16 protein-coding genes are annotated in these 14816 nt (G+C 43.8%); 13 read left to right on the plus strand and 3 right to left on the minus strand.

What is annotated here, in order from left to right; translation table 11 throughout:
- Nucleotides 1–185: 185 nt before the first annotated feature.
- Nucleotides 186–641 carry a DUF3021 domain-containing protein gene (locus HMPREF2832_RS06085; RefSeq protein WP_049496494.1) on the minus strand — a complete coding sequence of 152 codons (456 nt, stop codon included), beginning with the start codon at nt 639–641 and terminating at the stop codon, nt 186–188.
- Entirely contained in the window at nt 635–1075 is a 441-nt protein-coding gene (locus HMPREF2832_RS06090; RefSeq protein ID WP_049496490.1) for a LytTR family DNA-binding domain-containing protein, read from the minus strand. The genes HMPREF2832_RS06085 and HMPREF2832_RS06090 overlap by 7 nt, the downstream gene beginning before the upstream one ends.
- Before the next feature lie 247 nt (nt 1076–1322).
- Here HMPREF2832_RS06090 and mutL point away from each other — a divergent pair, with 247 nt between their 5' ends.
- The 3 genes from mutL to HMPREF2832_RS06105 are packed head-to-tail and all read left to right on the plus strand — an operon-like array spanning nt 1323 to nt 4453.
- Nucleotides 1323–3266 (plus strand): DNA mismatch repair endonuclease MutL, encoded by a 1944-nt coding sequence (gene mutL, locus HMPREF2832_RS06095; RefSeq protein ID WP_049496485.1) that lies wholly within the window; start codon nt 1323–1325, stop codon nt 3264–3266.
- A 20-nt stretch (nt 3267–3286) separates the two neighbouring features.
- Nucleotides 3287–3880, plus strand: coding sequence for a Holliday junction branch migration protein RuvA (gene ruvA, locus HMPREF2832_RS06100; protein WP_049496482.1), 594 nt, complete (start codon nt 3287–3289; stop codon nt 3878–3880).
- Nucleotides 3881–3889: 9 nt separating this feature from the next.
- Complete coding sequence (locus tag HMPREF2832_RS06105; protein WP_049496478.1) at nt 3890–4453, plus strand: DNA-3-methyladenine glycosylase I; 564 nt, start codon at nt 3890–3892, stop codon at nt 4451–4453.
- A gap of 62 nt (nt 4454–4515) precedes the next feature.
- Here HMPREF2832_RS06105 and HMPREF2832_RS06110 read toward each other — a convergent pair whose 3' ends face one another.
- The gene (locus tag HMPREF2832_RS06110) at nt 4516–5547 is read right to left on the minus strand and encodes a S66 family peptidase (RefSeq protein WP_049496474.1); all 1032 of its coding nucleotides are present in this window, start codon (nt 5545–5547) and stop codon (nt 4516–4518) included.
- 375 nt (nt 5548–5922) lie between these two features.
- Between HMPREF2832_RS06110 and HMPREF2832_RS06115 the strand changes: the two genes are divergently transcribed.
- The 10 genes from HMPREF2832_RS06115 to cls all read left to right on the plus strand — a co-directional run bounded on the left by HMPREF2832_RS06115 (nt 5923) and on the right by cls (nt 14654).
- Nucleotides 5923–7191, plus strand: a complete 1269-nt coding sequence (locus HMPREF2832_RS06115; RefSeq protein ID WP_070506004.1) for a competence/damage-inducible protein A — start codon at nt 5923–5925, stop codon at nt 7189–7191.
- Between the two features lie 119 nt (nt 7192–7310).
- Nucleotides 7311–8456 (plus strand): recombinase RecA, encoded by a 1146-nt coding sequence (gene recA, locus HMPREF2832_RS06120; RefSeq protein ID WP_070506006.1) that lies wholly within the window; start codon nt 7311–7313, stop codon nt 8454–8456.
- Between the two features lie 87 nt (nt 8457–8543).
- A complete protein-coding gene (gene spx / locus HMPREF2832_RS06125; protein WP_003009108.1) occupies nt 8544–8942 on the plus strand; it encodes a transcriptional regulator Spx in 399 nt (132 codons plus the stop codon).
- A 135-nt stretch (nt 8943–9077) separates the two neighbouring features.
- Nucleotides 9078–9674: an SP0191 family lipoprotein gene (locus HMPREF2832_RS06130; protein ID WP_070506008.1), complete on the plus strand. Its 597-nt coding sequence runs from the start codon at nt 9078–9080 to the stop codon at nt 9672–9674.
- Nucleotides 9675–9798: 124 nt separating this feature from the next.
- Nucleotides 9799–10065: an IreB family regulatory phosphoprotein gene (locus HMPREF2832_RS06135; protein ID WP_003002070.1), complete on the plus strand. Its 267-nt coding sequence runs from the start codon at nt 9799–9801 to the stop codon at nt 10063–10065.
- The gene (gene ruvX / locus HMPREF2832_RS06140) at nt 10065–10484 is read left to right on the plus strand and encodes a Holliday junction resolvase RuvX (RefSeq protein ID WP_049472111.1); all 420 of its coding nucleotides are present in this window, start codon (nt 10065–10067) and stop codon (nt 10482–10484) included. Before HMPREF2832_RS06135 ends, ruvX begins: the two co-directional genes overlap by 1 nt.
- A gap of 22 nt (nt 10485–10506) precedes the next feature.
- Nucleotides 10507–10812 carry a DUF1292 domain-containing protein gene (locus HMPREF2832_RS06145; protein WP_003001941.1) on the plus strand — a complete coding sequence of 102 codons (306 nt, stop codon included), beginning with the start codon at nt 10507–10509 and terminating at the stop codon, nt 10810–10812.
- Between the two features lie 308 nt (nt 10813–11120).
- Nucleotides 11121–12353, plus strand: a complete 1233-nt coding sequence (locus tag HMPREF2832_RS06150) for a bifunctional folylpolyglutamate synthase/dihydrofolate synthase (RefSeq protein WP_049496457.1) — start codon at nt 11121–11123, stop codon at nt 12351–12353.
- Nucleotides 12354–12429: 76 nt separating this feature from the next.
- The gene (locus HMPREF2832_RS06155; protein ID WP_070506010.1) at nt 12430–12840 is read left to right on the plus strand and encodes an SP_0198 family lipoprotein; all 411 of its coding nucleotides are present in this window, start codon (nt 12430–12432) and stop codon (nt 12838–12840) included.
- 278 nt (nt 12841–13118) lie between these two features.
- Nucleotides 13119–14654: a cardiolipin synthase gene (cls, locus tag HMPREF2832_RS06160; RefSeq protein ID WP_070506012.1), complete on the plus strand. Its 1536-nt coding sequence runs from the start codon at nt 13119–13121 to the stop codon at nt 14652–14654.
- Nucleotides 14655–14816: the final 162 nt, after the last annotated feature.

Below are 14816 nucleotides of genomic sequence, written 5' to 3' on the forward strand. Positions count from 1 at the left end.
CGCATAGCTCCAACAATCTGGGAGACTGTTGGAGGTTGCAGATAAAGGAAACATTGTTTCCGTCCACATAGGTCATCTTTGGAGCTTAATAAGCGAACAAAGATACCAATCAACCACTGCGTCATACAGGTATGCCTATTAAACATCGAAGACTGGACAGTTTTTGCCCAGTCTTTTTTCTTTTATTAGTGGTTAGCAATGCTTTGATTGATTTCTTGAACTTGTTTTTTATAAAAATGATGAGAGACCAACCAGATGATCACGTAAACGAGGGTGAATTCGACAATGAGTGAGAGGTAAAATCCGAGTCGTGCTGGAAACCAGCCGGCCAAGGTAGCTAGGGGAATAAACCCAAGTAACATGAGTAGGTAATGGCTCAGAGTAGCCCGTAAGAGGCTCCAGTCTTTTTGAAAGAGGAGACTTCCGAAGCTAAAGAGGACCCCAATCGCACCCCAAACGAGGGCACAATAGAGCATGACCAGTGAGCCGTGAACATGATGCAAGAACATCCAGCGGCCGACTGCAGAGTTGGGACTTAAGGGAAGGTACAACTCAGGTGAGAAGAGATAGGAAAAGAAGATGGATAGGATGAGCCCGATGAGAATCCCTTTCAGGGCGTCAGAAAAAGATTGTTTTAGCATGATAATTTCTCCTTAATGGCTTTCAAGTAACGACGGGAGGAGTAGGTCAGACTCCCGTTTTTAAGATAGATTTGAACGGATCCTCCACTGGTAAAGTGTAGGTGATCGATTTCTTTTGTGTTGATAATTTCAGATTGGGAAATTTTGAGAAAGCAGGTCGGCAAGTCTTCAGATAGCTGATAGAGTGGTCCAGTCAGAATAAATTGATCTGTCATAGTCTCACCAATTACTTGCCGATTTTCAATGTAAAAACGTTGGAATAGATGGCTTTCGATCAGGTAAGCCTCCCCATCCTTTTTGGCACGTAAGCGCCCTTTTTGATCCAATTCTTCCACAAAGTCACGGATTTTCTCTACACGCGCAGACAGTGCAGGTGCTGTGATCATCACCGCTTCTTCTTGGAAGTGGGAATCAATTTGTACTTCAACTTTCATAAGATCGTACTCCCTCCTTTGGGTAAAGTCGGTTGGCCTGCTAGCCCGGCTCCTTCTTTACACTACTATTAAACACTTTTTCCAAAGGGAAGACAAGGGGATTTGTTCATGTGGTCGTTTTCTTTGCCTATGCGGTTTTTAAAGAAGAAGATGGGGCCGGCCTCCATTTTTTAAGAAAGGGAGTCTTGTGGATCTGTGGTATAATAGAGCTACATGTATCGGTGAAAAAATAGGTAAAGGAGCAGACATGTCACAGATTATTGAATTGCCAGAAGTCCTAGCCAATCAGATTGCGGCAGGTGAAGTGATTGAACGACCTGCTAGTGTGGTCAAGGAATTGGTTGAAAACTCGATCGATGCTGGGGCTAGCCAGATCGTTGTTGAAATCGAAGAAGCAGGATTGAAGTCGATTCGGATTACAGACAATGGGGAAGGAATTGCGCACGATGAGGTCGCTTTGGCCCTCCGTCGACATGCGACCAGTAAGATCAAGAGTCAAGCGGATCTTTTTCGTATTCGAACGCTTGGTTTTCGTGGTGAGGCCATGCCTTCCATTGCTTCTGTTAGTATTCTAACCCTTCTAACGGCGCAAGAAGGAGCTGCCCACGGGACCAAATTGGTCGCAAAGGGTGGCGAAATTGAGGAGTTGGAGCCAGCGACAAGCCCTGTTGGGACCAAGATCACAGTGGAAGATCTCTTTTTTAATACACCTGCTCGTCTCAAGTATTTAAAGAGCCAGCAGGCAGAGCTATCCCATATCGTGGATATTCTCAACCGCTTGAGCTTGGCCCATCCTGAGATTGCCTTTACCTTGATCAATGATAGAAAAGAAATGACCAAAACAGCGGGGACGGGTAATCTCCGGCAAGCGATTGCGGGTGTCTATGGCCTGGCGTCTGCCAAGAAGATGGTGGCCATTGAAAATCGCGATCTAGATTTTGAAGTGACGGGCTTTGTGTCTTTGCCTGAATTGACTCGTGCCAATCGCAATTACATCAGCCTCTTTATCAACGGCCGTTACATCAAGAATTTCTTGCTCAATCGGGCTATTTTAGATGGCTACGGTAGTAAACTCATGGTGGGCCGCTTCCCGCTCGCGATCATTAATATCCAGATCGATCCTTACTTAGCGGATGTCAATGTTCACCCGACCAAGCAAGAGGTTCGTATCTCCAAAGAACGGGAACTGATGGCCTTGATCTCCCAGGCTATTGCGAATGCTTTGAAAGAGCAGGATCTGATTCCGGATGCTCTAGAAAATCTAGCCAAGTCGACCATTCGTCGAACAGAAAAACCGGTACAGACGACCCTGCCTTTAAAGGAAAACCGTCTCTATTATGACCGAGAGAGTCAAGATTTCAAACTTCGACCAGAAGTGGCAGATCCTCAACGGCCTCTGACAGATGAGGTAACTGCTGATTCTACAAGTCAAGAAAACCCAGCAGAAAAACCAACAAGCGCGATCAAGTTTGCAGAAAGAAAGACTGCGGTTTATGATGAACTGGACCACCCAGAGTTGGATCTGGCCAGTCTAGACAAGGCCTATGATAAGTTGAATGGGGAAGAACATTCGACCTTCCCAGAGTTGGAATATTTTGGTCAGATGCATGGAACCTATCTCTTTGCCCAAGGCAATGGAGGCCTTTATATCATTGACCAGCACGCGGCCCAAGAGCGGGTCAAATACGAAGAATACCGGGAGAGCATCGGGAACGTAGACGGCAGTCAGCAACAACTGCTAGTGCCTTATATCTTTGAGTTCCCTACAGACGATCTGATCCGCCTGCAACAGCGCAAGCACCTCTTAGAAGAAGTGGGCGTCTACTTAGAAGAATATGGAGCTAACCAGTTGATCTTACGGGAGCATCCGATCTGGATGAAGGAAGAAGAGATCGAGTCGGGCATCTATGAAATGTGTGATATGCTCCTTTTGACCAAGGAAGTGTCCATCAAGAAATACCGGGCTGAGTTGGCCATCATGATGTCCTGCAAACGCTCCATCAAGGCCAATCACACACTGGACGATTACTCTGCACGCGATCTCATCTACCAACTGTCCCAATGTGACAACCCTTATAACTGCCCTCATGGCCGTCCGGTCTTGGTCAACTTCACCAAGTCCGACATGGAAAAGATGTTCCGACGTATTCAAGAAAATCACACCAGTCTACGGGAATTGGGCAAGTATTAAACAAACAATAAAGGAAGATTATGTACGAATACATTAAAGGAATTTTAACGAAAATCACCGCTAAATACATTGTGGTAGAAACAGCTGGGATCGGCTATCTCTTGCATGTGGCCAATCCCTATGCCTACTCTGGCAAAATGAACCAAGAGGTGCAAGTCTACCTGCACCAAGTGGTCCGGGAAGACGCCCACCTTCTTTATGGTTTTGCAACCGAAGAAGAGAAAAAGCTCTTTTTAAACTTGATCTCAGTCTCTGGGATTGGACCTGTCTCAGCTCTGGCTATTATCGCTGCAGATGACAATGCAGGCCTTGTCCAAGCCATCGAAAGCAAGAACATCACCTACTTGACCAAGTTTCCAAAGATCGGCAAGAAAACAGCCCAACAGATGGTGCTGGACTTGGAAGGTAAGATCAATCTTGATCTAGAAGATGCACCGGCTCAGTCCAAAGCCAAAGTTGCAGAAGAAAACCAAGCCCTTGAAGAAGCTATGGAAGCCATGTTAGCATTGGGCTACAAGGCAACGGAACTTAAGAAAATCAAGAAGTTCTTTGAAGGAACGACCGATACAGCAGAGAACTATATCAAGTCAGCCCTTAAGATGTTGGTCAAATAGGAGAAGAAGATGCCAAAACGTTGTGGTTGGGTCAAAATGAATAACCCTCTCTATGTAGCCTACCATGATGAAGAATGGGGTCGGCCTCTGCATGATGATCAGGCACTTTTTGAGTTACTCTGTATGGAGACCTATCAGGCCGGTCTATCTTGGGAAACGGTGCTCAATAAACGGCAGGCTTTCCGAGAATCTTTTCATGGTTACCAAATTCAACGCGTCGCAGAGATGACCGACTCTGAACTGGAAATTTTGTTAGACAATCCAGCCATCATCCGCAATCGTGCCAAGATCTTTGCGACACGGGCCAATGCTCAAGCCTTTTTAAAAGTCCAGGAAGAATTTGGATCGTTTGATGCTTATCTTTGGTCTTTTGTCGATGGGAAAACCATCGTCAATGATGTTCCAGATTACCGACAGGCTCCAGTGAAGACAGCTCTTTCTGAGAAGCTAGCCAAGGACCTCAAAAAGCGTGGTTTTAAGTTTACAGGTCCCGTTGCGGTCCTGTCCTACCTACAAGCAGTAGGCCTGGTCAATGATCATGAGAATGCTTGTGAATGGAAAAACGGTGATTAGTGAATATAGGTAACTAGAGTATCTGAGAATATAGAAAAAAAGCTGAGAAATTCCTCTCAGCTTTATTTGTTATAGTCAAAGTGGATGACTTGCTCCGTTGCATCTACATGGGCGTGTACTCCGAAGGGGACAATTGCTCTTGGAGTTGCGTGTCCGACATTCAGATTATAGACAATCGGGATATTGCTATCAATGATATCCAATAGTGCTTCTTTATAGTCGTCATAGAAAGTCTCATCCATAGGTTTTCCGACCAAGAGTCCACTGATGACCGCGAATATGCCCGTGTCCTTTAAAGTCCGCAACATCTTTTTGAAGTCGTCAGGTTCAGGCTTTTCTTCGCTTGTTTCTAGCAAGAGAATTTTTCCTTCCCAGTCTGACAAGTCAGGGAAAAGTTTGTATTTTTGGCAGAGGTCTGTGCTATCTGCGTGTAGAGAGTTGTCAAAAATATCATAGAGAGACTCAAGACAACCACCGAGGATTTCTCCCTCAAATTGAGCATTGCCTTGTAACAAGTCAAAACCTGTATTTGCATGGCTGACACGAGGTGTTCCCAGAGCCTTGGGACTATAATCAGTCCGTTCCTCATACCAAACGTTACTAGGGCGGATTTCTGAGATTCTACCAGTCTCAATTAATTCTTTAAAGTAGTGGCAGCTATATGGCAACATTTCTTTGTCTAACTCACAAATGTCTGCAAAGAAGGAGTGCCCATAAAAAGTCTTGATTCCTAGTTTATGCAACATGAGATGGTTCATGGTCGTATCCGAGAAGCCAAGAAAAATCTTTTGTTTGATAACTTTTTGTAATTGGTCATATTCAAAAAGATAAGGTAGCAAGCGATAGGTATCGTTTCCACCGATGGCGCATAGGATCATGTCGATACTATCATCAGAAAATGCCTGAATCAAATCCTCCGCGCGAGCTTCGGGATGTTCTTTGATAAAGTCTAAGCCTTTTAGTGAATGAGGTAAAAAGATAGGATTGAGTCCCAGGTCTTTGAGTCGTTGGACCCCCAAGTCCACTTCGTGCTTGACAAAGTCCTCTCCGATAATCCCACTAGATAAACTTATAATACCAATAGTAGAAACCATATCTCATCCTCCTAGAAAAAATTGATGCTATTGTATCACAAAAAATGAGGGGAAACAACAAGAATTAGAGCCAGAAGAAGGCTTTTAGATCAAGAAAGTAGTAAAAAAGCAACTACTAGATATGGTTGCTTCAGAATATGGATAAGCTCTATCAACAATAGAAAATAGCCCTTTAGAAGTTGATTGCCACATAGTTAAAATTCTTAGGAATGCTGATGTAATGGTATTTCTAAGAGTTTTTACTTTATACACTAAAAGAAAAGGATTGAAGAAAGTTGTCCAAAATGGACTTTATCTTCAATCTGTTTTTTTAATAATTTAGGAAATTGTGTTAAAATGAAATGAAAATTACGAATAGTATAAGTAGGAGGCACCATGAAGGCGGAAATTATTGCAGTTGGAACAGAAATTCTAACAGGACAAATTGTCAACACCAATGCTCAATTCTTGTCTGAAAAATTGGCTAGTTTAGGGATTGATGTCTATTATCATGTGGCGGTAGGAGACAATGAAGGTCGCCTCTTCTCGACCATTGAGACAGCTTCAAAACGCAGTGATTTGGTGATTTTATGTGGTGGACTTGGGCCAACAGAGGATGATTTGACCAAGCAAACCCTTGCTAAGTTTTTAGGGAAAGAACTGGTTTTTGATCCAACAGCGCTTGCCAAACTCGACACCTTCTTTGCCAGTCGCCCTGATTATGTCCGGACGCCCAATAATGAGCGACAAGCACAATTGATTGCCGGTTCAATCCCCCTTCAAAACCGTACAGGTCTCGCGGTTGGAGGTTTGATTGAAGTCGACGGTGTGACCTATGTCGTTCTACCTGGTCCACCAAGTGAGTTAAAACCCATGGTCAATGAACAATTGGTGCCTCATTTGACAACAGGGGAACAGCTCTTTTCAAGAGTCTTGCGCTTCTTTGGAATTGGGGAAAGCCAGCTGGTTACGATCCTAGCAGATATCATTGAAGAGCAGAGTGATCCGACAGTTGCCCCTTATGCCAAGACAGGAGAAGTAACCTTGCGTCTATCTACAAAGGCGAAGGATCAAGCTTCAGCGGATGCTAAGCTCGATGTCTTAGAAAAGGAAATCTTATCACGCCACACCCTGGATCATCAACCTTTGCAAGAGTTGTTTTACGGTTATGGGGATGACAATTCGATGGCCAAGGTGGCCTTTGATCTCTTGAAACGGACTGGTAAGACCATTACAGCTGCAGAAAGCCTGACGGCTGGCCTCTTCCAAGCGACTTTGGCAGATTTTTCAGGGGCGTCTAGCATCTTTGCAGGTGGTTTTGTCACCTATAGTCTGGAAGAAAAAAGCAAGATGTTGTCTATTCCAGCTCAAGAGTTGGAGCAACATGGAGTGGTGTCTCATTTTACAGCTCAAGCCATGGCTTCACAGGCCCGTAAGTTAACAGGATCCGATTATGGTGTTAGCCTGACCGGAGTTGCGGGGCCAGATAGTCTAGAAGGGCACCCAGCAGGGACTGTCTTTATCGGACTTGCGACTCCAAATGGAGTGGATAGTGTCCAAGTTAATATCGCTGGACGTAGCCGGGCGGATGTCCGCGAAATTGCAGTTCTTCATGCCTTTAATTTGGTGCGCTTGGCTGTATTAAATGGTGAAAATTTGGTATAATGAAGCTTGTGCCAAATGAAGAATAATTCTAAAAATGGATAGGAAATGTGCCTTTCAAAGACCGGAAAACGTCAGTGAGTTGCATGCATTTCCTGTATAGTAAAAAATAGGAGAAAAGAATGGCGAAAAAACAGAAAAAATTAGATGATATCTCTAAGAAATTTGGAGATGAGCGTGAAAAAGCGCTCAATGATGCCCTGAAATTGATCGAAAAAGACTTTGGTAAGGGATCGATCATGCGTTTGGGTGAACGTGCAGAGCAAAAAGTACAAGTCATGAGCTCTGGTTCCTTGGCGCTTGATATTGCCTTGGGTGCTGGTGGTTATCCAAAAGGTCGGATCATCGAAATCTATGGTCCAGAATCATCTGGTAAAACAACCGTTGCCCTCCATGCAGTAGCGCAAGCACAGAAAGAAGGGGGCATTGCTGCCTTTATCGATGCCGAGCATGCCTTGGATCCATCTTATGCAGCAGCTCTTGGGGTCAATATCGACGAACTTCTCTTGTCTCAACCAGACTCAGGGGAACAAGGACTTGAAATTGCTGGTAAATTGATCGACTCTGGTGCGGTTGATTTGGTGGTTGTCGACTCTGTTGCAGCCTTGGTACCACGTGCGGAAATCGATGGAGATATCGGGGATAGCCACGTTGGTTTGCAAGCGCGGATGATGAGCCAAGCGATGCGTAAACTCGGAGCTTCGATCAATAAGACGAAGACCATTGCCATCTTTATCAACCAATTGCGTGAAAAAGTTGGGGTCATGTTTGGGAACCCTGAAACCACACCTGGTGGTCGTGCCCTTAAATTCTACGCTTCTGTCCGTCTAGATGTTCGTGGGAACACTCAAATCAAGGGGACTGGGGACCAAAAAGATACCAACGTTGGTAAGGAAACCAAGATCAAGGTTGTGAAGAACAAGGTAGCTCCACCGTTCAAAGAAGCCATGGTTGAAATCATGTACGGGGAAGGAATTTCACGTACAGGTGAATTGGTGAAGATTGCAACAGATTTGGATATCATCCAAAAAGCTGGTGCCTGGTACTCATATACCGGCGAAAAAATTGGTCAAGGATCTGAAAATGCTAAGAAATTCTTGGCTGACCACCCAGAAATTTTTGACGAAATCGACCACAAGGTTCGGGTTCATTTTGGTTTGATCGAAGAAGACGAAGCAGTGAAAACCCTTGATAAAACTGAAGAAGCAGCTCCTGTCGTAGAAGAAGTAACTCTAGATTTAGATGATGCGATTGAAATTGAAGATTAATTTTTTTCAAAATAGGTCGCTAGACTGATGGTTTTTGTGTTATAATTTAATACGATAGTATTATCGTGTAGCGAAAGGAGTGCATGCATGATTAAAATTTATACAGTGTCAAGTTGCACCAGCTGTAAAAAAGCAAAGACTTGGCTCAACGCTCACCAGCTAACTTATAAAGAACAAAATCTCGGTAAGGAAGGGATCACCAAAGAAGAATTATTGGATATCCTTACAAAGACTGAAAATGGAGTGGCAAGTATTGTCTCTTCAAAAAATCGATACGCTAAAAATCTAGGAGTGGACATCGAAGACTTGAGTGTCAATGAAGTCATTGACATCATCATGGAAACACCTCGTATTCTTAAAAGTCCGATCTTGGTAGATGACAAACGTCTCCAAGTGGGCTACAAAGAAGATGATATTCGTGCCTTCTTGCCACGATCAGTTAGAAATGTAGAAAATGCAGAAGCGCGGATGCGTGCAGCTCTTTAAAGTGATTGAAAATCAGAAACAATTTGTTTCTGATTTTTTCTTTTTAAAAATCGGAATGAAAAGCAGTTTACTGCGCCATTTTACGAAATCTATGATACAATATTTTAGAAAACAATAACTAGTAAGGAATGGAAAATGAAAAGGAAAATCTTCTTATTGGGTGCGCTTGCCTTGTGTTTGACTGGATGCGGTCAAAAAAAACAAGCGAAAACGCCAAATTCAAGTGAACAAAAGGCGCTCCAAGCAAAAGCAGAGCAGCTGCAAAAGGATAATAAGAGTATTCTGCAAAAAGCTGAAGAAAATAAAGTCATCACTAGGACCTTTGTCTTTCCAAAAGATGACAAGGGGACACAACAGACGCAAATCGTCACCTATGTGGGGAACACCTTTAAAAAATTGGAGACCATCAATGTGACGGCAACCGATGAGGAGTTGAAAAAAGGAATCCAACAGGTTGGAGTCGAGGAAGCACAAAAGCAATTGAGAGAATCCTTTAACAAGGATGATGCCTTTAAGGAAGCTTTGACAGTGCCAGGTTTCACAGCTGATTTGACCTTGGAAAATGAGAATGAATACAAGGTGACGATCACCTATGACTTTGAAGCGATGGATGTGAAGAAGGCCGAAGGCATGACTTACTTCAAAAACAATCACTTACCAGAGTTGTTGAAGTTAACACCGAGTCAATTTGCGGACAATCTTATCAATGCTGGAGCAAGTGAGCAAAAATAAAAAAACAGTTTAACTGAAATAGCTCAAAAATGCTTGAAAAAGCTGTAAAATCAAGGGCTTGACCGTTGTGGAAAACTCTTGATTATGGTATAATAGTAATATTCTAAGGAAAGAGGGTGTTCTTGTGGGATTTACAGATGAAACAGTACGTTTTAATCTTGATGATTCAAATCGTAAGGAAATTAGCGAGACATTGAAAGATGTTTACTTGTCACTGGATGAAAAAGGCTACAATCCAATTAATCAAATCGTAGGATACGTACTCAGTGGTGATCCTGCCTATGTACCTCGTTATAATAATGCACGGAACCAAATTCGTAAATATGAACGAGATGAGATCGTGGAAGAATTGGTACGTTATTATTTGAAAGGGCAAGGAATAGACCTCTAATGAGAATTATGGGATTGGATGTTGGCTCAAAGACCGTCGGGGTTGCTGTGAGTGATCCTCTCGGTTTTACAGCTCAGGGTCTTGAAATCATCCAAATCGATGAAGACAAAAAAGAATTCGGTTTGGAGCGCTTAGCCGAATTAGTGGCTCAATACAAGGTAGACCGTTTTGTTGTGGGCTTGCCGAAAAACATGAACAACACAAGCGGACCGCGTGTGGAAGCCAGTCAGGCTTATGGCGCAATGATTGCTGAAAAGTTTGGGTTGCCAGTCGACTACCAAGATGAACGGTTGACAACAGTTGCTGCAGAGCGGATGTTGATTGAGCAAGCAGACGTTAGCCGAAGCAAACGCAAAAAAGTTATTGATAAGTTAGCGGCGCAGCTCATTTTACAAAATTATTTAGATCGTAATTTTTAGAAAGAAAACGAGGAAGAATAGTATGGCACATGATCATAACCACGACCATGAAGAACGTGAATTAATCACATTGGTGGATGAACAAGGAAATGAAACCTTGTTTGAAATTCTTTTGACCATCGATGGCAAAGAAGAATTTGGAAAGAACTATGTCCTTTTGATCCCTGCAAATGCAGAAGAAGATGAAAACGGCGAAGTTGAAATCCAAGCTTACTCATTTACAGAAAACGAAGACGGAACAGAAGGCGACCTTCAACCAATCCCAGAAGACTCAGATGCAGAATGGGATATGATCGAAGAAGTCTTCAACAGCTTTATGGAGGAGTAAAAACATCCAGTGCATGTTTTTACCCCAACTCCAAGAAATTAGAAAGAGTTGGTAAGTCCGGGGGACTGTATCACCTCAACTCCTAGAAACTAGAAAGAGTTGAAACATCCAGTGGATGTTTTTACCCTTGCGCTAGAAACAAAGACCGCAAGTAAGTCCGGGGGACGTTTTTAGCCCAACTCCTAGAAACTAGAAAGAGTTGGAATGTCCGATGGACTTGCTGTAAAAATGAGAAAGAAATAACTACAAAAGAAAGGAGCGCAAACGTCATAAGAGGTTTTGTCGCTTTTTTCTTTTAGGAGGAAGATGTGAATAAGATTGAGCAATGGATGAATAGTCGGATCGGTCTGAATTTTCGATCGGGACTGGATCGTATGGAGCAGGCAGTCAGCCTTTTAGGGAGGCCGGATAAGGCTTATCCGATCCTTCATGTGACAGGAACCAATGGGAAGGGATCCACAATCGCCTTTCTGCGTCAATTGTTGATGGCTCACGGGAAGAAGGTTGGGACCTTTACTTCTCCTCATATGATCAGTATCCATGATCGGATTTGTATTGGGGATCAGCCAATTTCTGATGAAGATTTTACTCGGATTGGTCAAGAAGTCCAACAAATGGAGCAGGCCTTGCTTCAAACTCAGGACCAACTCTCTTACTTTGAGATTATCTGCCTCATGGCCCTCTTGTATTTTAAGGAACAGGCTGTGGATGTGGTCTTATTGGAAGTTGGTATCGGTGGGCTTCTAGATACGACCAATGTAGTGACAGGAGAGATCGCAGTGATCACTTCGGTTGGCCTGGATCACCAGGAAACACTGGGAGGGACGATTGCGGAAATCGCCCAGCAAAAGGCAGGGATCTTTAAGAAGGATAAGAAAGCTGTGGTGGGGCCCTTATCTGATGAAGCAGCAGCTGTTTGTCAAGAAAAAGCGGAGCAATTGGCTGTGGATCTCCATGCCTTTCAGAAAGATTTTGGCTTAGAGCGGGATCGTTTTTGGAATGAAAACGTGGAACTTGTCTTGCCGTCTCTGGGCTTGAAGGGTGATTACCAACGGGAAAATGCTGCAGTAGCTCTAGAGGCCTTTCTCCTCTACATGGAAGGCCTAGATCAAGAAGTGGATATGGATCAGGTCAAACTGGCCTTACAAGAGACGCGGTGGCCGGGACGTCTAGAGTTATTTGGCGACCAGTTGTATTTGGATGGCGCCCATAATCCTCACGCCATGCTGCGTTTGATTGAGTTTGCAAAGAGCTTAGCCGGGAAACGCGTGAAGATTTTATTTGGGGCCCTCAAGCGAAAAGACTACAGCGGGATGCTCGAAGCCCTTCAAACAGGTTTGCCAGAAGCTGAATTGATTTTGACGACCTTCCATTATGGAGAAGTAGTGGCGCAGGGCGATCGACAAGACCTACCCTATGTAGCTGACTACAAGGCCTATATCAAAGAATTTAGGAATCAGAGTCGTCCAGATGAGGTCTTATTTGTGACAGGATCTTTGTATTTTATTGCAGAAGTAAGGGCATTTTTATTAGAGGGGTAAACAATTGACCTAAAGACTTTCTTGGCGTATACTGGTGGTAGATAGTATACGGTTATGGCGAAAGGAGTCAATCTTAATGAAAAAAATCATGTCTATACTGACCTTGGCAGTAGCCCTTTTCCCGACTGCTTGTAGCCAGCAAGAAAAAGCAACTCAGACTTCTAGCAGCGCTAGCTCAAGTTCATCTGAGACAGTGGCTTCGACCAGTGAAAAGCCAGAGCAAGGAGTGTCTATAGACGGAAGCTATCGAGGGCAGGATGAGGAGAGTACGATTCTGCTGGTGGTGACGGGTCAAAAAGGCACATTTACAGTGCAAGACGCTGATGGCGAAGAAGAGACCAAAGAGGTTAGTATTGATCCGGTCAATCAATCCATGCGTATCGGGGATGAACCTTATCGCTATCGGATCGAAGGAGATCAGTTGTCACTAGAAGACTTAGAGCAAGCAGAGGATGATCAAGGAATTATCGTTCTGACCAAGCAATAAGGGACGAAACAAGAGGGAGAGTGGGACAGAAATCGGTAATTCGTTAGAATTCGATTTCGTTGTCCCACCTCCGCACAGTTGAGTAAGGCTGTAAAAGCTGATGAAATCAGCGTAGTATATCCCACTAAACCACTGCGTCTTGCTCGACAGTCCAAAAATAATGAGAGGCTAGGACTTTTGTCCCAGCTCTCTTTTTGTTTGTCTAGAAGGGGTTTGGTTGGTCGTTGCAACGGGTAAAAAGAATTGGTATACTAGTAGAAAGAAAAAAGGAGGATGCTGTGACCTTTCGAAAATTACGTCTATTAATGTCCAAATATGGATTTAGTATTTTGTTTATGGGCTTTGAACTATGGGCATCCTTTGCGGCCTTCTTCTGGCTTAATAGATGGTTCCCTCATTGGCTATCTGTTGCAGTCATTGGGCTCTTATATGTGTCGACAATCTTAGCTATTGTTAATCGAAATACCCCGCCTGAAAATAAGGTGACCTGGCTCTTGATTGCCGTCATTCCTGTCTTTGGATCGCTTTTATACCTCATGTTTGGAGAGCGGCGTTTGTCCAAAAAGGAAATGATCCAGCTGAAAAATATGGAGTCCATGAAGTTTCGAGAGGACAATAGTCATCAGTTGCGTAAGGAGCTCAAGCAAGAAAGCAAGGCGGTTTATGGCTTGGTCAAGTCGATTTTGTCCATGGACCACAATGCAGATCTCTACAATGGGACGGCATCGACCTTTTACCCTCTAGGAGAGGACATGTATGAGCAACTACTAGAGGATCTGCGAGCGGCGAAAAAATTTATCTTCATCGAGTTTTACATTATTGATGAGGGCTTGATGTGGAACAGTATCTTAGAGATTTTAGAGCAGAAAGTGAAAGAGGGGGTTGAGGTCAAACTCCTTTATGATGATATCGGCTGTATGGCAACCTTGGCTGGGAACTATACCAAACGATTGCGAAAGAAGGGGATTGATGCCCATAAGTTTAACAAGGTGATCCCCCGTTTGACAGTAGCTTATAACAACCGAGACCACCGCAAGATTCTGGTCATTGATGGGCAGATCGGCTATACGGGTGGTGTCAATTTGGCAGACGAGTACATCAACCACATTGAGCGGTTTGGTCACTGGAAGGACAGTGCCATCCGTTTAGATGGACGAGCTGTTAAGGCCTTAACGCGACTCTTCCTCATGAACTGGTACATCAACCGTGGGGAAATCGAGGATTTTGACCGCTACCATATTGAAAATAAGGCGGTCGAAGGAGAAGGGCTCTACATTCCCTATGGGAGTGGACCAAAGCCGATTTACAAGTCGCAGGTTGGAAAGACGGTTTATCAAAATATGATCAACCAAGCGACGGATTATGTCTATATCACGACTCCTTACTTGATCATCGATTATGATTTGACAGAAGATATCCGCAATGCTGCCCTTCGTGGGGTGGATGTTCGGATCGTGACTCCGCATATTCCGGATAAAAAATTGATCCAAATCGTTACGCGTGGGGCTTATTTAGATTTGATGGATGCAGGAGTGAAGATCTATGAGTACACACCTGGTTTTGTCCACAGCAAGCAAGTCCTAGCAGATGATGAAATGGCGGTTGTGGGCTCGATTAACTTTGACTACCGCAGTCTGGTCCATCACTATGAAAATGCGGTCTGGATGTATCGGACGCCTGCTCTGAAAGAGATCCGGGCGGATTTTGACAACATCTTTGAAGTATCCCAAGAAATCACTGAAGATACCTTCCGCTTTACATGGCACCAAAGCTTAATCAAGGAAATTATGCAATTGTTCGCACCGATGTTGTAATAGGTGTGGGCATACAGAAGAAAGAGTCAGAAACCGAGGGGGCTGACTCTTTTTCCATAGGACTATGTGGCGAGAGGCTGACATGGTCGGCAGAATTTGGTATACTAGAGAAGATAATGGGCTTTTTTCTAAAAGGAAAGAGCAGAGGAATAGCGAAGAAAA

The sequence above is a fragment of the Streptococcus sp. HMSC073D05 genome, assembly GCF_001812015.1.
Lineage (GTDB): Bacteria > Bacillota > Bacilli > Lactobacillales > Streptococcaceae > Streptococcus > Streptococcus parasanguinis_D.